The following is a 19,026-nucleotide window of genomic DNA, read 5'->3' as shown; positions in this document are numbered from 1 at the left end:
CCTGACGGCAAACGCACCCGGACTATGGAAGTCGCAATGCCGAAACATAAAAACAAAGCGGTAAACCCAAACCCTGGCACGCCTGCGAACCTGATTACCCGTTACCTGTTTCCCGTCACCATCGGCGTCTTGCTATTGGCCGTGGTTGGCATCGGCTGGCTTTTGTTCAGTAGCAAACCGGCCACCGTTGCCTATACGCCGGTCAACACTCTGGTCGCTCAACCAGCCAAGCCGCAACCGGTTGCCGTGGCGCCGGCGAAGATGGTCGATGAGCAACAATGCCAGGGCTGCCACAGCGAGCAGGTCAAGGACTGGCAGGGCTCCCATCACCAATTGGCGATGCAGGAGGCCAATGCCGAGACGATGCTGGGCGACTTCAACAACATCACCTTCAAGGCAGAAAACGAAACCACCCGTTTCTCGCGCAAGGATGACGGTTTCTGGGTGAATACCCCCGGCATTGACGGCAAGAACGCTGATTTCAAGGTGGCCTACACCTTCGGCATCGCGCCGTTGCAGCAATACCTGATCGAGGTCGGCGAAGGTCGGTTGCAAGCCCTCGGCGTGGCCTGGGATACCGAGAAGCACCGCTGGTTTCACCTCTATCCGGGCCAGGGTGTGAACTTCAAGAACCCGCTGCATTGGAGCAAGCCGAGCCAGAACGCCAACTTCATGTGCGTCGAGTGCCACACGACTGGCTACAAGCGCAATTTCGATGCGGCAAAAAACACCTTCGACAGCCAGTGGAACAGCCTTGGTGTCGGTTGTCAGGCGTGCCACGGACCGGCCTCCAATCACCTGGAATGGACGGCGAAAAAAGGTGATCTGATTCATGCCGGATTTGATGTCGACCTCAAGGACAAGAACGCCACCGTCGAAATCGAAACCTGTGCCCGCTGCCACGCCCGGCGCGCCCCTTTGGGTGATGGCTTCACGGCCGGCAAGCGCCTGATGGACGATTACCTGCCGAGCACCCTGACCCGCGAGTTGTATGCCCTGGACGGCAAAATCAAGGATGAAGTGTTCGAACACGGCTCCTTCGCCCAGAGCAAAATGTTCGACAAGGGCGTGCGCTGCAGCAACTGCCACAACCCCCACAGCACTGAGCTGAAGGCGCCGGGTAATGGCGTCTGCCTGCAATGCCACAACACCGCTGGCAAGACGTCGGTGCAAGGCGTCGACGGCAAGGGCCTGCTGGCGAAAAACTACGATTCTATCGAACACACCCGCCACACCATGGGTCAGCCAGGTTCGCAGTGCGTGGACTGCCACATGCCCGGCAAGTTCTACATGGGCAACGACTTCCGGCACGACCACAGTTTCAGCATTCCCAACCCGGAGCGGGCGAAAAAACTCGGCACACCGGACGCCTGTCTGACCTGTCACCAAGGCAAGGCTGGGGACAAGGTCACCGAACAGTTCAAGCTCTGGAACAGCGCCACCACCGCCCAGGCACCGCGCTTCGACGAGAGCCTGTGGCTGATTCGCAACGGTCAGCCCGGCGCGGCACAGGCCTTGTACGAGCAACTGCAACGCAGCAACCTGCCAGCGATTCAGCGCGCCACGCTGCTGGCCGAACTGCCGCTGTACCCAAGCGAACAGGCGTTGAAACTGGCCGTCAAGGATTTATCCAACCCGGCACCCCAGGTGCGCGAAAGTGCCGTTCGGGCGATCAGTACGTTCCTGCCGCCGCCGGAGCGCGCGCCGTTGCTGACACCGTTACTGGGTGATCCGGTGAAGGCTGTGCGGATCGTCGCCGCCCGGGATTTGCTCAGCGTGGCCCGCAATGGTTTGGGCACCGCTCAGGACAACTGGAATGCAGCCATCGCCGAATACGAGGCGGTGCAGAAAAGCCTGGCCGAACGGGCCGAGGCGAATCTGAACCTGGCCATGCTGTATCAGGCCAGTGGCCGCAGTGGCGAAGTCGAAGGGCTGCTGCGAACAGCCCTCAAGCGCGATCCGGATTTCTACCCGGCACTGGTGACGCTGGTGCAATGGCTGGAAGCCGGCGGGCGCGGTCCGGAAGCTCAAGCGCTGCTGGAACACAGTCTGAAAGACCACCCGGACGTCGCCCTGCTGCAACATACCCAAGGCTTGTCGCTGATCCGTGCCGGGCAGTCGGCCAAAGCCATGCAAGCCCTGCGCAAAGCCGCTCAACTGGAACCACAGAACGCCCAATACGGTTACGTCTTCGCAGTGGCGCTACACGACAGCGGCAAAGTCGATGAAGCCTGCCAGGAGCTGGAAAGACTGTTGAAGGTGCAACCAGCCAACCGCAACGCGCGGCTGTCGCTGATCCAGTACTACCTGGACAACGGGCAGGAACCGAAGGCGCAGGTGCTGCTGCAAGGCTGGAAGAAAATGAACATGGGTGATCCGGCGTTGAAATGATCGGGGGTTGATCCTCTGCCCCCTTCGCGAGCAAGCCCGCTCCCACAATGGTTCTTCGGTGTAGACAGAATGTGTGACCAAAACAGATCCACTGTGGGAGCGGGCTTACCCGCGAAGAGGCCAGTACAGGCAACATCTCTGATGGATATGAGTCAGTCATCGCGAGCAAGCTCGCTCCCACAGGGATTTCGGTCAGCGCCGGCGAAATAAAGGCCGTGGCTCAATCACCGAACGCCCATACAACACGCTCATCCCCGCCAATCCTTTGAGTGCATCTTCAGCAGATTTGTCTTCCCTCACCGCAAAGCTGTCGAAACCGCACTGACGCATATGGCTGAGTTGATCACGCAGCACGTCGCCCACCGCACGCAACTCCCCCGTCCAGCCCAATCGCGTGCGCAACAAATACGCCTGGCTGTAACCGCGACCGTCACGGAAACTCGGGAAGTCCAGAGCGATCAGCGCCAGCGAGTTGAGCCACGGTTTGAGGCTGTCGACTTCATCGTCCGGCCCCAGCCATACCGCCCGTTGCGCCGGATCTTGAAGCCAACGGGTCAACGGCAAAATCACCGACCCAGCAGGCAACTCGTCGTCGCGTTCCCTGACCAACGTCCACGGATCGTCAGCCACAACCCGCGCCACACCCTCCTCCAGTCGCAACAGATTGTTCATGCCGACACCTCCAGCAACTTCGGATAGACCTCTTCCTTGAAGGGCTCCAGGCCGATGCGCTGCAAGGTGTCGACGAACAGTTCTTCACTCTCGCGGTAGCGCACGAACGTGGCGATGATCCGCTCGATGACATCAGGCACTTCGGCGGCGCTGAAGGACGGGCCGATGACTTTGCCCAGCGCGCTGTTCTTGCCCTGGGCGCCGCCGAGGGTGATCTGGTACCACTCGCTGCCGTTTTTATCGACCCCGAGAATGCCGATGTTGCCAATATGGTGGTGGCCACAGGCGTTCATGCAGCCGGAGATATTCAGGCTGATGTCACCCAAATCATGCAGGTAGTCGAGGTCTTCGAAACGCCCCTGGATTGCCTGAGCGATAGGGATCGATTTGGCGTTGGCCAATGCGCAGAAGTCGCCACCGGGGCACGCGATAATGTCGGTCAGCAAACCGATATTGGCGCTTCCCAGGCCTTGCTCGCACGCCAGGCGCCAGAGCGCGAACAAATCCGCTTTCTGCACATCCGGCAGGACGATGTTCTGCTCATGGGCGATGCGGATTTCGCCGAAACCAAACTGTTCGGACCATGCACCCACGGCCTCCATTTGCGCGCTCGTCACATCCCCCGGTGGTGCGGTGATGCCCGGCTTGGTCGACAGCACCACGCTGGCGTAACCCGGCACTTTATGTGGCTGGACGTTGCGCAGGACCCAGCGGGCGAAGGCCGGGTTCTCTGCCAGGTGCGTGCCGAAATCCAGGTTTGTACCCGCCAAAGCGCGATAATCCGGCGCGACGAAAGCGCTGGCCACGCGCTGGTATTCGACCTCGGTCAACTGCGCTGGCCCGTCCTTGAGGTACTGCCACTCCTCCTCCACTTCTCTGGCGAACGCTTCGATGCCCAAGGCCTTGACCAGAATCTTGATCCGCGCCTTGTACTTGTTGTCCCGCCGACCGTGGCGGTTGTAGACCCGCAGCACCGCCTCGACGTACGACAGCAAGTGCTGCCACGGCAACCCCTCGCGGATTTGCAAACCGAGGATCGGCGTACGCCCCAACCCGCCGCCAACGATGACCCGCAGCAGCATTTGCCCGTCGCTGCCGGGGTAAAGGTAGAGCCCGATGTCATGCATCATGATCGCTGCCCGGTCTTGTTCCGCCGAGCAGATGGCGATCTTGAACTTGCGCGGCAGGAACAGGAATTCCGGGTTGATGGTCGACCACTGCCGCAGGATTTCCGCCAATGGCCGCGGGTCGATCAACTCGTCCGCCGCGACCCCGGCGAAGGCTTCGGTGGTGATGTTGCGTACGCAATTGCCGGAGGTCTGGATCGCGTGCATCTCCACGTGGGCCAGGCGTTCGAGGATGTCCGGCACCTGGGCCAGTTCGATCCAGTTGAACTGCATGTTCTGCCGGGTGGTGAAGTGGCCGTAGCCGCGATCGTAGTCCCGGGCGATGCTCGCCAGCGTGCGCATCTGATCGGCGCTCAGGGTGCCGTACGGAATTGCCACGCGCAGCATATAGGCGTGTTTTTGCATGTACAGGCCGTTCTGCAAGCGCAACGGCAGGAACTCTTCCTCGCTCAACTTGCCCGCCATGAAGCGTTCGACCTGATCGCGAAACTGCGCAACCCGCTCGAAGACCAGGGCCCGGTCATAGTCGTCGTACTGATACATGTGGCTACCTCATCAGGGTTGATCGGGCTATCAGTCAAGGCACAGAACCTGTGGGAGGGGGCTTGCTCGCGAAAGCGGCGGCACAGTCAGCGTTGATGTTGTCTGACACACCGCTTTCGCGAGCAAGCCCCCTCCCACAAGGATTCTTTGACTGATCAGCATCTAGCTCTGTGGCTCGCTTTGAGGTTGCGACTATGGACCTGCAGCACAACACGTTACAGATTCACCTTCCGATTAAAAAACCGTATCAGTAGGCCGCAGATGACAGCCGGTCAATCTCAGATCTGATCCGCATAAATGAAGTTTTCCTGAGCCTGTTTTGTTTCAGGCAGGGTTTCTACAGTGCAGGGCATGCCAGACCGGGTGGCCTGGCAAGACTTTGCAACCGTGGAAGCATTGACCATGAGCACAGCAACAATCGGACAGGCCTATAACTACAAGGTCGTCCGCCAATTCGTCGTGGCAACCGTGGTTTGGGGCGTCGTGGGGATGGCGATGGGGGTGTGGATCGCCTCGCAACTGGTGTGGCCCGAGATGAACCTCGACTTGCCGTGGACCACCTTCGGCCGCTTGCGCCCGCTGCACACCAGCCTGGTGATTTTCGGTTTTGCCGGCAGCGCGCAGTTCGCTGCCAGTTACTACGCCGTGCAGCGAACCTGTCAGGTCCGGCTGTTCTCGGACAAGCTCGCCGCGTTCACCTTTTGGGGCTGGCAGTCGGTGATCGTGGTGATGCTGATCAGCCTGCCACTGGGCTACACCACCACCAAGGAATACGCCGAGATCGAGTTCTCCGGTGCGGTCTGGATGACGGTGGTCTGGGTCGCATACGCCATCGTGTTCTTCACCACCGTGGTGCAGCGCAAGACCAAACACATCTATGTCGGCAACTGGTTCTTCGGCGCGTTTATCGTGGTGATTGCCATGTTGCACGTGGTCAATCACCTGGCGATTCCGGTGGACTGGTTCAAGTCCTATCCGGTATATTCCGGCGCCACTGACGCCATGGTGCAGTGGTGGTACGGACACAACGCGGTGGGCTTCTTCCTGACCACCGGGTTCCTCGGGATGATGTATTACTTCGTGCCGAAACAGGTGGGTCGGCCGGTGTATTCCTATCGGTTGTCGATCGTGCACTTCTGGGCGCTGATCACCTTGTACATCTGGGCCGGCCCGCACCATTTGCACTACACCGCGCTGCCGGACTGGGCGCAATCGCTGGGCATGGCGATGTCGCTGATCCTGCTTGCGCCCAGTTGGGGCGGGATGATCAACGGCATGATGACGCTGTCGGGCGCCTGGCATAAGTTGCGCACCGACCCGATCCTGCGGTTTTTGGTGCTGTCCCTGGCCTTCTACGGCATGTCGACCTTCGAAGGGCCGATGATGGCGATCAAGACGGTCAACGCCCTCTCCCACTACACCGACTGGACGATCGGCCACGTGCACGCCGGCGCGCTCGGTTGGGTGGCGATGATTACCTTCGGTTCGCTGTACCACATGATCCCGAAAGTCTTCGGCCGCGAGCAGATGCACAGCACGCCGCTGATCAACCTGCACTTCTGGCTGGCGACCATCGGCACGGTGTTGTACATCGCCTCGATGTGGGTCAACGGCATCACCCAGGGCCTGATGTGGCGCGCGATCAACGATGATGGCACGCTGACCTACTCCTTCGTGGAAGCCTTGCAGGCCAGCCATCCAGGGTTTGTGGTGCGGTTTGCCGGCGGGGTGTTCTTCCTCAGCGGGATGTTGCTGATGGCTTACAACGTCTGGCGCACGGTGCGGGTTTCCGACGTGGCCCTGGCCGAACGCGAAGCGCAGATTGCCTGAGGCAAGGAGCTTGAAATGATCGAGACGGTGCTGAATGCAGTTGGGGTGGCGGGACTTTGGCTGGCGGTCGAATACAGCCTGAAGCACCAGACGGCGCAGAGCCTGGAGGACGCAAGCCTGATGCCATTTGCCGATGATCCGGAGGTGGCGCGACGGGTGGAACTGGCGACGGGGAAGACAGTGAAATCAGTTGCACCGGAAGAACCGAAACCGGGCTGGGGAAACCTCAAAATCTGATGCCCCCACCAATCCAATGTGGGAGCGGGCTTGCTCGCGAAGAGGCCATCAGGTTCAACAGCTTCGTTGACTGACACACCGCCTTCGCGGGCAAGCCCGCTCCCACAGGGTTATGTGGCGTGCCCGGTTAATTTAGCCGCGTTCGCGGGGGATTAGGCTCTGCAACTGCTGCGCCAGGAAATTTGCGTCGAAGGCAAAGGTATCCGGGTCTTTCAGGCCGTTGGTCTTGCGCCACTGCCAGCTGCTGGATGGCGGCTGGCACACCAGCGAAATGCTGCCATAGCGTGCGGCAGTCAAGCCCATCACCGCCAATGAAATCTGGCCACCCGCGCCCATCACATCCGGCACGAATTCCACCGGTTTACCGGCAATCACGATGCCCAGTTTCTCGGTCATGAACGTGGAAGACTCGACCGGCAGGCTCGGCCCCGATGCCACATACGCCTCGCGAGTCACCTCCAGCAGGTTCGGCGTCTTGACCGGTTCCAGCCACTGCTGGATCTGATCGAACAGCTCACCAATACGCGTCGCCCACACGGCCGATTGCGACTCAAACAGTTGTTTCTTGTGCGCTTCGCTTTCTGCGTAATGGCGAAGCATCTCACCCAGTTGCTGTACGTCGTCCATTGCGGTGTTCCTTTGGTTGAAGCAGTGCTGCGGACTTTGAGCATGGCAGATGCGCGCTGCCGGCGTACGACTAAAAGCCTGAGCGGTAGTGGCTGGGGTCATGACGAGGTCAGGTCGACATTTTCCGATAGATCAAAATTAGCGAAGCGTCGCGCAAGGTGTTTCAACAGGTCATCGAATCACTGACCCGGCGCGGCGCCCAGGCCATCATCCTTGGCTGCACGGAAATCGGCATGCTGATCAAGCCCGAACACAGCGCCCTGCCCCTGCTCGACACCACCGAACTGCATGCGCAGGCGGCGGTGGCGTTCGCATTGACAGACTGACTCAGTCAGCCTTGGGCATGCGGCGCAGGCGCGCCATGCTCAAGGTATCCACGAATACTCCGTCACGCACCGCGTAGTCGCGAAACACCCCTTCGGTTTCGAAGCCAAACTTGCGGTACAAGGCGATGGCGGCTTCGTTGTCGGTGTAGACCGAAAGCTCGACCCGTCGCAGGTTCATCCAGTTGTCGGCAATATCCAGTGCTGCCGCCAGCAGTTTCGAGCCGACGCCCTTGCCCTGCCAGGCCACAGCGACGCCCATGCCGAAATTGGCGGCATGGCTGCGACGAATCCGTGAAAACTGCTCCAGGCCAAGGTTGCCGATGACCGTACCCTGATGCAGCGCCACCAGTTGCACATGTCGTTCGTTGCCCGGGTCCAGGCGTTTGCGCCAGACTTCGGTGGACTGAAACGGCATTTGCAGCACCTGACGGGTGATCGCCGGGTCGTTGTAGAGTGCGGTGATGCCCTCGATGTGGGTTTCATTGAAGCGTTCGAGGGTAATGACAGCGTCGGTGACGGGCATGGTGATTCATCCTTGATACAGACATGGCCGCCTACTCTATAACGCATTCTTGCGGTAAGGCGAGAACCATTGTGGGAGCGGGCTGGCTCGCAAAGGCGGTCCTTCAGTCACATCGATGCTGGATGTGCCGACGCTTTCGCGAGCAAGCCCGCGCCCACAGTTGGATAGGGGTCAGCCTTCGAACCATTCCCGGCGCTCATTGAAGGTGTTCTGGATCAGCTCTACGATCATCTGCACCTGCGCGTCCGCCTCCGACTGTGTATTGACCGCCATCCACACCTGGCGCTGCATCGCCGGGTTGAACAGCCCCGGCAACGCGATCAGGCCGCGATCGAAGCGGCTCATGTAGCCGGGCAGCAACCCGATGCAGGCACTGCAACGAATCATCTCGATCATCAACTCATAGGAATGCGACTGCACCACCCCGGCCAGACGCTGGTCCACCAGGGTATTCCACGGCCGAAAACTGTCGACCTGACGGTCGTGCTGCCATTGCACCAACAGGAAATCGGCCAGGTCATCCAGGCTGTCCGGGCGCGACGCGACCCGGGAATAGCGCTTGGCGATGTGCGGCAAATAGTTGAGTCGCGCCAGGCGCCGGGGCTCGCTGACAGCAAAACTCGGGCCTGGCATCGGCGAATCAGCGCTGGTCAGCCACACCACCACATCGGCACTGATCGCTTGCAGGGCCAGTTCGCTGTCCAGGGTGATGATGTCCAGACGCACGCGGGCATTGCGCCGCAGCAACGCCACCAGATCGCGACCGAGAATGTCATGCAGGATCGATTCGGCGACGGCCAGGCGAATCAACGGCTGTTCGATCACTGGCAAATCACGCTCGTGGGCCAGGGCAATCAACTGTGACTGCAGCTGCAAGCCGGCACGGCTGAGCGCAAAACCATTGTCGGAGTGGCTGAACAACGAACACTGCAGCTGCGCTTCAAGTTGCGCCAATTGTTTGCGCAGTTGGGTCGCCTTGATGTTGAGGCTACGGGCTGCCTGCATAAAGCAGCCGCAGCGGGCGCTGACCGTAAAAGACTGCGCCAGTAACGGATCGAGCCCCGCCGCCAGCGTGCGCAAGGAAGTGGAGGTCTCGATGCGCGCGCGATACGCGGCAATAGACTGGCCGCTTGAAGTTTCCATGGATGACTCCCTGTCGATCTATCACTGGAAACTTCATCCTGCGCACCGCATATGAAACTGATGTGACAGCCGGGGCAAAAAACCGCCTCAGGTGCTGGGCGTCTGTCGAAAGCTCACCGCCAGGCGATTCCAGCTGTTGATGGTGGTGACGGCGATAGTCAGGTCAACCATCTCGCCTTCATTGAACTGCTCCCGGGCTTGTGCGTAGACGTCGTCCGGCACGTGGCTTTCCGAGAGCAAGGTGACCGCTTCGGTCCAGGCCAGCGCCGCTCGCTCCCGAGGGTTGAAGAAGCCGCTGTCGCGCCAGACCACGATCGAATACAGGCGCCGATCGGTCTCGCCGAGCCGGCGCGCATCCACCGAGTGCATATCGGTGCAGAACGCGCAGCCGTTGAGTTGCGAGGCGCGGATCTTGATCAAGTGCAGCAAGGCCGGCTCGATACTCAGGTTGCTGGTCAACGCCTCCATGGCGATCATCGCTTTCATCGCTTTGGGCGATGCGTTGTAGTAATCCAGGCGAGCATTCATGGAGGCGTCTCTGATTCAGATGGGTGCTCTTGAATGTAGGCGTTGATGCGCTGGCGTTACAGATCCAATTTTGCGAAATAATCGTGGACCACCCCAGACCAGACCAATCGCCGGTTTTTCGCCCACGCAACTACTGCGCAGCCGTTCATGCGGGTAATCTGGCGCCACGCACACGCGCCTCAACCGTCCCAGGAGCCTCGCCGGTATGGAACTTCATGTTGTCATCAACGGCCGCAAGGACCTGGCGGGCCAGTTGTACAATCAACTGCGCAGCGCCATCGAATCCGGCCGTCTGGCAGCCGGAACGCAACTGCCTCCCAGTCGTTTGCTGGCTGAGCAACTGGGCATCTCGCGCAAAACCATTTCCGACACCTACGCGCAACTGACCTACGAGAATTACCTCACCGGGGTGATTGGCAAAGGCACCTACGTCAATGCACGGGTAGCGAAAGCCACTCGCAAGCAAAGCCGTTCTGAGCTGGCGAGTTCCGAAGTCATCGAATCCTGGTGCAATTTGCCGGTGTTTTTGCGCCACCCGACGCTGGAAGGTTCGTTGCGCTACGACTTCATCGGCGGTGCCACCAGCAAAGGCCAGTTTCCGCAAGATGACTGGCGGCGCTGCACCTCCCACGCCTTGCGCCAGATCGCCGGTTCCAAGGGTTTCTACAGCCTGCCGGAAGGTCTGCCAGCGCTGCGTAATGCAATCGCCCGGCATATCGCGTTTTCTCGCGGGGTCAATTGCCAGGATGAAGACGTGGTGGTGTGCAACGGTGCGCAACAGGCGCTGGACCTGATTTCCCGGGTCATGACACGCCCCGGCAGCCTTGTCGCCATGGAAGATCCCGGCTACCCGCCAGCGCGTTTGTTGTTCGGCACCCACGGGGCCACGGTGGTCGGCGTGCCGGTGGATGCCGAGGGCATTCAGGTGGACAAGATCCCCGATGGCACACGGCTGATATACGTCACGCCGTCCCACCAGTTCCCGCTGGGCATGCCCATGAGTCAGGAGCGTCGTGTTGCGCTGCTCGCCAGGGCCCATGAGTTGGGCGCGATCATCATCGAAGACGATTACGACAGCGAATTCCGCTACGAAGGCCGTCCTACTGATTCGCTGCAAAGCATGGACGAACGCGGGATCGTCGCCTACGTCGGGACCTTCTCCAAGACCCTGCTGCCGGAGCTACGGCTGGGTTATGCGATCCTGCCGCCAGCGATTCTCGAAGCGGTGATCCGTGCCAAACAGCTTACCGACCTGCACACCTCGACCCTGCCGCAATGGGCGCTGGCCAAGTTCATCGCCGAAGGCTGCCTGCTCAAGCACATCCGGCGCTGCCATACGATCTACGCCGGGCGCCGTGAGCGGATCCTGGCGCGCATGGCGGGCGACCTTTCAGCGTGGCTTGAGGCGGTGCCCACCACGGCCGGTTTCCACATGGTGGTTATGTGCAAAGTGTCTATGGATATTCCATTGGTGATCGAACTGGCAAAAAAGGTCGAAGTCGGGCTTTACCCCATCGACAGCTTTTTCTACCAGCAACCCCCGCGGGCCGGGTTTTTCCTGGGGTTTGGCGCCATCGAAACCCTGGATATCGATACCGCCCTGGACCGATTGCGAGACATTTTGCAACACGTTGCCTGAGGGATTGGTCTGCGATTTTATCCGGGGATTGGCTATTGGTGGTCCGGGAGTGCAGGCCTATCCTGCATAAGCGTTATCCCTCAATGAGCAGGATTCGTCCGGCCTGATTCAGGAGTGTGAGCAATGTCCGAAGTGATCAATACCGTACAGGTGCAGGCCGCCGCAGGCCGCTCGGAAGAACTGGGCAAGCAGCTGCAAAAAATTGTCGAAACCCTGCGCGAACTTCCGGGCTGCGATTCCTATATGGTCGACCGCTGCCCCGAGGACGACAACCGCTGGACTGTCAGCGCGCGCTGGCAATCGGAAGCGGCCATGCAGATGCATTTCAACTGCCCCGAAGTACAAGGCTTCATCGGCCTGATCGACAGCCGACTGGCCAACGCCGTCGACTTCAACAGCTTTCCTATCGTCTAGCAGTTAGGTCGCAGTCTTCGGCCACACCTACAGGGCAATGGGTACCCCTGCAGGTGTGGCTGGAGGCTGCGACCTTCTTTATCAACGCTCATCATTGGTCACCTTGCCTTCCATAAAATTGGCTGTTTGCTTGCCTTTGGTCGGGACTTATCGTGGTCCCAGACGACCAACCACAGCAGGTGATAACCATGAAAGTCTTACACTTCGTTGCTGCTCCCCTCGCCGCCCTCGCCCTCACCGTTTCAGCCACGGCATTCGCGCACGAAACCGCCGGCCCTTCGGAAAAAGTAACGGTGTTGCAGGACCAGATGCTGAAAAACGCACCAGGCAAAAAGGCGTTGATGATTGAAGTCGATTACAAACCCGGCCAATCGTCCATCGCCCACCGGCACGATGGGACGGCCATGGCTTACGTTCTTTCCGGTGAAATTATTTCTCAGGTCAAAGGTGAGCAGCCGAAGACCTATAAGGCCGGTGAATATTGGTATGAGCCGGCCGGGTCGGAGCATCTGGTTTCGAAAAACGCCAGTGCCACCAAACCCGCCAAACTCTTGGTGTTTATGGTGTTGGCGCCCGATGAAGAAGTATTGGTCCCGTTGAAAGACTGATCGCTGTTACGCCAACCATAAGTAAAAATGCCCGAATGCGCGACTCGGGCCTTTTTATGTCTCTGGGCAATTAACCGACAATGGTTAAACCAAACAAAACTATTGGTCACCTGATAACCCCGAATATTGGCTATTTCATTCAGCAGAGACAGGTTTAGTCTGAAACAACCGCCGGACACTTCCGGCCACTTAACTTTCCGACTGAAGTTGTTTCACTGGAGAAACACCATGAAACTTGCGCTTATCAGTACGTTGTCGATCACTGTTCTGTTAACGGGCTGCTCGGTGCCCACCGCGCCGAAAGCGGTGTCTTCATTGGACGGCATCTTCACTCAACCCGTTGGCCGCAGCAGTACCACAAGCATTGCCAATGGCAGCGATGTCTCGCTGGGCATTGTCTACAGCAAAAACACCCTGGCCAATCGCGCTTACCTGCAGCATTACCAGGCCAACGCCGGCACCGGTTTCGGCCAGAGCCTGCTGGCGCAGTCGATTCACGATGCTTACGTGGCCACCTCCAAACCCGACCTTGCAGTGGACTGGGTCAAGGCATCCTTGCAACGCCAGTTCGGCTCGGTGACGGTGTATCCGGACATGCAAAGCCTGCGGGCGGCGAAACCGGATGTAGTCGCTATTGTCGACGCTCGCAGTCAATTGATGACGTCGCGCAGTTCAAACATCGAGGCGGATGTCAGTGCGCACTTCTATGATTCGAACTTCAATTACATCGGCACCGCACAAGGACATGATGCGAAAGCGCTCAGCCCGTTATGGGCGGACTATAAACGCAGCGAAGAGATAGTAGCGGACATTAACGAACAACAGAACGTGCAAGTTAGAGCACTGCAAAAGTTTGACCAGTCGCTCAGTAATTTATTGACCAGGCCGACAGATAAAGTGTCGATGATTGATAATAATACTGGCTGGAAGTTGTATTGATATCAATGGCCTCTTCGCGAGCAGGCTCGCTCCCACAGGATGTACGCGGTCAATGTGGGAGCGAGCCTGCTCGCGAAGGGGCCCGACCCGACGCCACAAAACCTCCAGACCAAAAAAAACCCCGCATCTCTCAATGCGGGGTTTTTTCATTCAACGCCTGATCAGGCAGCCGGTTCCAGCTCGGAACTGACGGTCGCCGTAGCAGTCGCAGGCAACACCGTTTGCCCACTCAGCGCCAGATCCAGCAGTTCGCGGTTGGCAACTGCATACATGGCGTAGTCAGTACCGCTGGCGGCACGGATTTCCACCAGCATTGCGCGCCAGCGTTCGATCATGCCTTCGTGCTGCTCCATCCACACCTCCAGGCGTGTTTCCACGTCCTGGGTGCCGTCGCCCATTTGCAGGACCGAGATGGTGATCGCACGTTGCTGCCAGTCGACGTCATCGCGGAACGCTTCACGGGCCAGGGCCTGCCAATTGTTTTCAACCGGCAGAGCGCTGATCTGTTGCAGGTACCAGGTGATGTCCAGCGCGCTGCCCACGGCGAAGTAGGCCTTGGCCACATCGGCTGCGTTCTGGCCGGTCACATCCGACGCTTCGATGATCGGCAGCAAGGTGTACAGGTGGGTAGTGCCTGCAACCATGCGCGCCAGCAACTCAGGAACGCCAGCGGCGACGTAAGCCTGATAACGGGTTTGCCAGCCTTCGCGGGTCGGACCTTCCAGCAGTTCGTCGAGCTTGAGGCCCAGCGCTGCCAGGTGCGGACCGAAGTGCGCGACGTCACGGGCAGCATTCTGCTCGTTGCGACGGCTGCGCAGGAACCAGCGCGTAGCGCGACGGCCCAGACGCATCAACTCATCCATCAGCTCCAACTGGACGTCGGCGGAAACCTGGTAATCCAGGGCTTCAATCTGACGGAACCAGTGCGGGAGATGGAAAATGTCACGCACGATCACGTAAGCACCGGCCACGTTCGCCGGGCTCATGCCGGTCGACTCTTTGAGTCGTTGAACGAAGGTGATGCCCATGTGGTTGACCAGATCGTTGGCGATCTGGGTGCTGACGATTTCTCGCTTCAGACGGTGACGGCGCATGGCTTCGGAGAACTTGCTCACCAGGGTCGGCGGGAAAGCGGTTTCCATGTCGCGGGTCAGGTAGTCGTCGTCCGGCACCAGGGAGTTGAGCAGCGCTTCCTTGAGGTCGATCTTGCTGTACGAGATCAACACCGACAACTCGGCACGAGTCAGGCCATGGCCTTCCGCGATGCGCTCGTTGATCGCATCTTCACCCGGCAGGAACTCGATAGCACGATCCAGCTTGCCGCGGCCTTCCAGATCGTTCATCAGACGCTTGTATTCGGCGATCCGCACGAAAGCACGGCGGGCCGCCAGGGACAGGGCCTGAGTCTGCTTGTAGTTGTTGCCGAGCACCAGGTTGCCGACTTCGTCGGTCATGCTGCCGAGCAACTGGTTACGTTGCTTCTCGGTCATGTCACCGGCATGAACCACTTCGTTCAGCAGGATCTTGATGTTCACTTCGTGGTCGGAGCAGTCCACGCCACCGGCGTTGTCGATGAAGTCGGTGTTGGAACCGCCGCCATTGAGGCCGAATTCGACGCGACCCAGTTGGGTCATGCCCAGGTTACCGCCCTCGCCCACGACTTTGCAGCGCAGCTCGTTACCGTTCACGCGCAGCGCATCGTTGGCCTTGTCGCCGACATCGGCGTGGCTTTCGGTGCTGGCTTTGACGTAAGTACCGATACCGCCGTTCCACAACAGATCCACCGGCGCCTTGAGCAAGGCATTGAGCAGTTCGGTCGGGGTCAGCTTGTCGGCCTGGATGTCGAAGCGCTCTTTCATCTGCGGGGAAATCGCGATGCTTTTCGCGCTACGGGAGAAGATCCCGCCGCCTTCGGACATGATGCTGGTGTCGTAATCCGACCAGGCCGAACGCGGCAGGTCGAACAGGCGCTGACGCTCGGCGAAGCTGTTGGCAGGCTCCGGGTTCGGGTCGATGAAGATGTGCAGGTGGTTGAACGCTGCGACCAGTTGCAGTTTGTCGGACATCAACAAACCGTTACCGAACACGTCACCGGCCATGTCGCCGACGCCCACCACGGTGATGCTGTCTTCCTGGACATTGATGCCGCGTTCGCGGAAGTGACGTTGTACGCCAACCCACGCGCCTTTGGCGGTGATGCCCATTTTCTTGTGGTCGTAACCAGCCGAACCACCGGACGCAAACGCGTCACCCAGCCAGAAGCCGTAGTCGATGGCGATGCCGTTGGCGATGTCGGAGAAGGTCGCAGTGCCCTTGTCCGCGGCCACTACCAGGTACGGGTCATCGTCGTCATGACGCACGACGTTGGCCGGCGGCACCAGGGAGCCGTCTTTCAGGTTGTCGGTGATGTCCAGCAGACCCGAGATGAAGATGCGGTAGCAAGCGATGCCCTCGGCCGCGATCTCGTCACGGCTGCCGCCCAGTGGCAAGCGACGCGGCAGGAAGCCGCCCTTGGCGCCGACCGGCACGATGACCGAGTTCTTCACTTGCTGGGCTTTTACCAGGCCCAGGACTTCGGTACGGAAGTCTTCTTCACGGTCGGACCAGCGCAGGCCACCACGCGCCACGTTGCCGAAGCGCAGGTGCACGCCTTCGACGCGCGGCGAGTAAACGAAGATTTCGAACTTCGGTACTGGCTTGGGCAGCTCTGGAATCTGGTGCGGGTTGAACTTGAAGCTGAAGTAGGACTTGTTCTGACCGTTAGCGTCGGTCTGGTAGAAGTTGGTCCGCAGGGTGGCCTTGATCAGGTCCAGGTAGCGACGCAGGATGCGGTCTTCGTTCAACACCTGGACGTCGTCCAGTGCGCTCAGAATCGCGTGTTCCAGACGTTGTTGCTTGTCTTCCAGATCGTCACTGGTCAGCTTGCGCGCCAGGTAGAAACGGGTTTTGAACAACCGGGTCAACTCGCGAGCGATGTCAGTGTGGTTGTTCAGGGTGCTGGCGATGTAACCCAGGTCGAAGCCCAGGCGAATCTGCTTCATGTAGCGGGCGTAAGCACGCAGCAGCGCCACGTCGCGCCATGGCAGGCCGGCGGTCAGCACCAGACGGTTGAACGCATCGTTCTCGGCATCGCCACGCACAATGTGGACGAAAGCGTCCTGCAAGGTGTCGTTGAGTTGCTGGATGTCGAGTTCCAGGCCTTCAGCCGCGGTGAACGCGAAGTCGTGAATCCAGAACTCGCGACCGCTGTTGTGACGCAGGCGATACGGGAACTCACCCAGCACGCGCAGGCCGAGGTTTTCCAGGATCGGCAGCACGTCGGACAGTGCCAGCGGGGTATCGGCGTGATACAGCTTGCAGTGCAGCATGCGCTGACCGGAAACCTGAGCCAGCGGCTGATAGAAGCTCATCACCAGCGGATTTTTTTCGTTCAGGCTCAGCAAGTGTTGCATGTCGACCACAGCCGAGTGGGCTGCGAAACGCTCGCGGTAACCGGCCGGGAAGCCTTTCGGGAAGTCGGCCAGCACGTTGGTGCCGTGGGCTTCGCCGAAGCTTTCGACGACCAGGCTTGCATAATCGTCCTGCCAGCTGCGGCAGGCCTGCACCACTTCTTTTTCCAGCAGAACCGGGTCGATGTCCAGGCGGTTCTTCGGATCGACGCGCAGAATCAGTTGCACGCGGGCCAGCACGGACTCGGAGAAGAAGGTCCAGAACTCGCAATCCGAGGCTTTCAGGCGATCCATCAGCACTTGCTGGATCTTCTGGCGCACTTCGGTGGAGTAGATGTCACGCGGCACATAGGCCAGGCAGTAGCAGAAACGGCCGTACGGGTCTTTGCGCAGGAATACGCGGATCTTGTTGCGTTCCTGGATCTGCACGATCGACATCACGGTGCTGAACAGCTCGTCCACCGGGGTCTGGAACAGATCGTCACGCGGCAGCACTTCGACCACCTGCGCCAGTTCCTTGCCCAAGTGAGCCTTGGGCTGGAAGCCGGAACGGCGTTCGATTTCTTCGACCTTGCGACGGATGTACGGGATGACCCGCACGCTCTCGCCGTACACCGACGAGGTGTACAGGCCCATGAAACGGCATTCCTTGATGACGTTGCCGTCGGCGTCGATTTCACGGATCGACACGTAATCCGGATAAGCTGGACGGTGTACACGGCTTGGATGCGCGGCCTTGGCGAACGACAGCAGGGTCGGTTCACGCAGGTAGTTCACGGCGTAGTCTTCGATGCGCAGGTCATCGTAGGTCAGGCCGGTACGCAGCAGTTTGGTCAGGCCGAGGAAAGAGTCCTGGTCATAAACGATGTGGCCGCCGTCGACTTCATCGCGAACCACGAATTCTTCATAGCCCAGGAAGGTGAAGTGGTTGCCCACCAGCCATTCGAGGAAGCTTTTGATTTCGCCTTTTTCTTCCGGATCGACAGCAAACTGGCTGTTGTCCAGGCTGGTCAGGATTTCCTGGACCTTGGCTTTCATCGGTTCGAAATCGGCGACCGCGACGCGGACTTCGCCGAGAACCTGTTCCAGCTCTTTGCTCAGGACAGTCATTTCGGCCGTGTTGGCGCAACGGTCGATTTCCAGGTACATCAGCGATTCTTGCTGAATATCGTCGCCCTGGGTGCCTTTAGGCAGGATTTCCAGCAGCTCGCCCTTGCTGCCGCGACGCACGCTCAGCACAGTGGTTTGCAGGGTATGGATGCTGTAGCCGCGGCGGTTCAGCTCGGTACGCACCGAATCCACCAGGAATGGCAGGTCGTGGTGCAGGACTTCGATCGCGGTGTGGGTCGACTGCCAGCCGTGACGTTCGTAATCGGGGTTGTAGACGCGCACTTGCGGTTGCGCGTGATCGAAGCGCTCAAGCAGGCGCCACGCAGAAAGGGTGCAGCCGGCGAGGTCGGACAACCGACGCTGGGTCAGCTCGTCCAGGGAAATGATGCCGAAGAATTGTTCAGCGAACAGCGCCACTTGTGGCAGTGCCTGTTCACTGATGTGCTGCGCCAGTGCCGCTTGCAGTTGGTGCTGGAAGTCGGCTTTGCTGGCTGCGGTGAAGAACGCCATCTGTGGTACTCCGCTTGGGCTTGTTATTGATGGAAGCGTCGCGTGCAAAACCCCTTTCGGGGCGATCCGTCACCCTGTTCCTGATTCTCGGGCAGAGGAAACAGGGTGACAGGTGGGTGAAGCTGGACGAGACACTCAGGTCACATTCACCTTCCATGAATGGGCATCTGCAAAAACGACTCTGCGATCGATTGCACAATGTCTTTACAGGTATCCATTCGATGCGCAGCTTAACCAGTGCGGCAAGCCCCGTGCTTGCGGTGCTGCGACATATTCGGTCATCGGTACGCAGTCCGCGGCATGTGCATCGAACAACACTAGCAGCCGCTCGGGAAATTGGCTGCTTTATGCCCGTATTTACGGCACTTGCGTACCAGAAATGACCGGTAACACCCTCGATGCTCACGACA

14 protein-coding genes and 1 pseudogene are annotated in these 19,026 nt (G+C 59.5%); 8 read left to right on the top strand and 7 right to left on the bottom strand.

Annotation, left to right across the window (positions count from 1 at the left end; all coding sequences use genetic code 11):
• The first annotated feature begins 36 nt into the window (after window positions 1–36).
• Window positions 37–2,391, top strand: coding sequence for a tetratricopeptide repeat protein (locus ACA055_RS13775; RefSeq protein WP_497684134.1), 2,355 nt, complete (start codon window positions 37–39; stop codon window positions 2,389–2,391).
• Window positions 2,392–2,583: 192 nt separating this feature from the next.
• On the opposite strand, the gene ACA055_RS13770 is transcribed toward ACA055_RS13775, so the two are convergent.
• A complete protein-coding gene (locus ACA055_RS13770) occupies window positions 2,584–3,063 on the bottom strand; it encodes a DUF934 domain-containing protein (protein ID WP_497684133.1) in 480 nt (159 codons plus the stop codon).
• Window positions 3,060–4,733, bottom strand: coding sequence for a nitrite reductase NirA (gene nirA / locus ACA055_RS13765; protein WP_497684132.1), 1,674 nt, complete (start codon window positions 4,731–4,733; stop codon window positions 3,060–3,062). The genes ACA055_RS13770 and nirA overlap by 4 nt, the downstream gene beginning before the upstream one ends.
• Window positions 4,734–5,135: 402 nt before the next feature.
• On the opposite strand from nirA, the gene ccoN reads away from it, so the two are divergent.
• Both ccoN and ACA055_RS13755 read left to right on the top strand, forming a co-directional pair.
• Window positions 5,136–6,563, top strand: coding sequence for a cytochrome-c oxidase, cbb3-type subunit I (ccoN, locus tag ACA055_RS13760; RefSeq protein ID WP_497684131.1), 1,428 nt, complete (start codon window positions 5,136–5,138; stop codon window positions 6,561–6,563).
• A 15-nt stretch (window positions 6,564–6,578) separates the two neighbouring features.
• Window positions 6,579–6,800: a cbb3-type cytochrome c oxidase subunit 3 gene (locus ACA055_RS13755; RefSeq protein WP_497684130.1), complete on the top strand. Its 222-nt coding sequence runs from the start codon at window positions 6,579–6,581 to the stop codon at window positions 6,798–6,800.
• Between the two features lie 132 nt (window positions 6,801–6,932).
• Here the strand turns inward: ACA055_RS13755 and ACA055_RS13750 are convergent, their stop codons facing one another.
• Entirely contained in the window at window positions 6,933–7,427 is a 495-nt protein-coding gene (locus ACA055_RS13750) for a hypothetical protein (protein WP_497684129.1), read from the bottom strand.
• 137 nt (window positions 7,428–7,564) lie between these two features.
• Between ACA055_RS13750 and ACA055_RS13745 the strand changes: the two are divergent.
• Window positions 7,565–7,753: pseudogene (locus ACA055_RS13745) on the top strand (aspartate/glutamate racemase family protein); the annotation flags it as partial.
• Window position 7,754: 1 nt separating this feature from the next.
• On the opposite strand, the gene ACA055_RS13740 reads toward ACA055_RS13745, so the two are convergent.
• From ACA055_RS13740 to ACA055_RS13730, 3 genes are all read right to left on the bottom strand, one after another.
• On the bottom strand, window positions 7,755–8,276 hold the full coding sequence (locus ACA055_RS13740; RefSeq protein WP_497684128.1) for a GNAT family N-acetyltransferase: 522 nt from the start codon (window positions 8,274–8,276) through the stop codon (window positions 7,755–7,757).
• Window positions 8,277–8,447: 171 nt separating this feature from the next.
• A complete protein-coding gene (locus ACA055_RS13735; protein WP_497684127.1) occupies window positions 8,448–9,419 on the bottom strand; it encodes a LysR substrate-binding domain-containing protein in 972 nt (323 codons plus the stop codon).
• 87 nt (window positions 9,420–9,506) lie between these two features.
• Window positions 9,507–9,947: a carboxymuconolactone decarboxylase family protein gene (locus tag ACA055_RS13730; protein WP_497684126.1), complete on the bottom strand. Its 441-nt coding sequence runs from the start codon at window positions 9,945–9,947 to the stop codon at window positions 9,507–9,509.
• A 205-nt stretch (window positions 9,948–10,152) separates the two neighbouring features.
• Here ACA055_RS13730 and pdxR point away from each other — a divergent pair, with 205 nt between their 5' ends.
• From pdxR to ACA055_RS13710, 4 genes are all read left to right on the top strand, one after another.
• On the top strand, window positions 10,153–11,586 hold the full coding sequence (gene pdxR / locus ACA055_RS13725; RefSeq protein WP_497684125.1) for a MocR-like pyridoxine biosynthesis transcription factor PdxR: 1,434 nt from the start codon (window positions 10,153–10,155) through the stop codon (window positions 11,584–11,586).
• 123 nt (window positions 11,587–11,709) lie between these two features.
• Window positions 11,710–12,000, top strand: coding sequence for an antibiotic biosynthesis monooxygenase family protein (locus ACA055_RS13720; RefSeq protein WP_497684124.1), 291 nt, complete (start codon window positions 11,710–11,712; stop codon window positions 11,998–12,000).
• Between the two features lie 188 nt (window positions 12,001–12,188).
• A complete protein-coding gene (locus ACA055_RS13715) occupies window positions 12,189–12,608 on the top strand; it encodes a cupin domain-containing protein (RefSeq protein ID WP_497684123.1) in 420 nt (139 codons plus the stop codon).
• Window positions 12,609–12,836: 228 nt separating this feature from the next.
• Complete coding sequence (locus tag ACA055_RS13710; RefSeq protein ID WP_497684122.1) at window positions 12,837–13,547, top strand: ATPase; 711 nt, start codon at window positions 12,837–12,839, stop codon at window positions 13,545–13,547.
• Between the two features lie 161 nt (window positions 13,548–13,708).
• Here the strand turns inward: ACA055_RS13710 and ACA055_RS13705 are convergent, their stop codons facing one another.
• A complete protein-coding gene (locus ACA055_RS13705) occupies window positions 13,709–18,616 on the bottom strand; it encodes an NAD-glutamate dehydrogenase (protein WP_497684121.1) in 4,908 nt (1,635 codons plus the stop codon).
• Window positions 18,617–19,026: the final 410 nt, after the last annotated feature.

This window comes from Pseudomonas sp. LBUM1657 (assembly GCF_059716075.1).
The sequence above is the reverse complement of the archived record's forward strand: the minus strand, read 5'-3'. Positions and strand labels throughout refer to the sequence as shown.

Excerpts from the sequence above, each read along its gene's own strand:
- ACA055_RS13715 (WP_497684123.1), top strand. The coding sequence starts at position 12,189 with ATGAAAGTCTTACACTTCGTTGCTGCTCCCCTCGCCGCCCTCGCCCTC.
- pdxR (WP_497684125.1), top strand. The coding sequence starts at position 10,153 with ATGGAACTTCATGTTGTCATCAACGGCCGCAAGGACCTGGCGGGCCAG.
- ACA055_RS13730 (WP_497684126.1), bottom strand. The coding sequence starts at position 9,947 with ATGAATGCTCGCCTGGATTACTACAACGCATCGCCCAAAGCGATGAAA.
- ACA055_RS13720 (WP_497684124.1), top strand. The coding sequence starts at position 11,710 with ATGTCCGAAGTGATCAATACCGTACAGGTGCAGGCCGCCGCAGGCCGC.
- ACA055_RS13755 (WP_497684130.1), top strand. The coding sequence starts at position 6,579 with ATGATCGAGACGGTGCTGAATGCAGTTGGGGTGGCGGGACTTTGGCTG.
- ACA055_RS13740 (WP_497684128.1), bottom strand. The coding sequence starts at position 8,276 with ATGCCCGTCACCGACGCTGTCATTACCCTCGAACGCTTCAATGAAACC.
- ccoN (WP_497684131.1), top strand. The coding sequence starts at position 5,136 with ATGAGCACAGCAACAATCGGACAGGCCTATAACTACAAGGTCGTCCGC.
- ACA055_RS13735 (WP_497684127.1), bottom strand. The coding sequence starts at position 9,419 with ATGGAAACTTCAAGCGGCCAGTCTATTGCCGCGTATCGCGCGCGCATC.
- ACA055_RS13710 (WP_497684122.1), top strand. The coding sequence starts at position 12,837 with ATGAAACTTGCGCTTATCAGTACGTTGTCGATCACTGTTCTGTTAACG.
- ACA055_RS13775 (WP_497684134.1), top strand. The coding sequence starts at position 37 with ATGCCGAAACATAAAAACAAAGCGGTAAACCCAAACCCTGGCACGCCT.
- nirA (WP_497684132.1), bottom strand. The coding sequence starts at position 4,733 with ATGTATCAGTACGACGACTATGACCGGGCCCTGGTCTTCGAGCGGGTT.
- ACA055_RS13770 (WP_497684133.1), bottom strand. The coding sequence starts at position 3,063 with ATGAACAATCTGTTGCGACTGGAGGAGGGTGTGGCGCGGGTTGTGGCT.
- ACA055_RS13750 (WP_497684129.1), bottom strand. The coding sequence starts at position 7,427 with ATGGACGACGTACAGCAACTGGGTGAGATGCTTCGCCATTACGCAGAA.
- ACA055_RS13705 (WP_497684121.1), bottom strand. The coding sequence starts at position 18,616 with ATGGCGTTCTTCACCGCAGCCAGCAAAGCCGACTTCCAGCACCAACTG.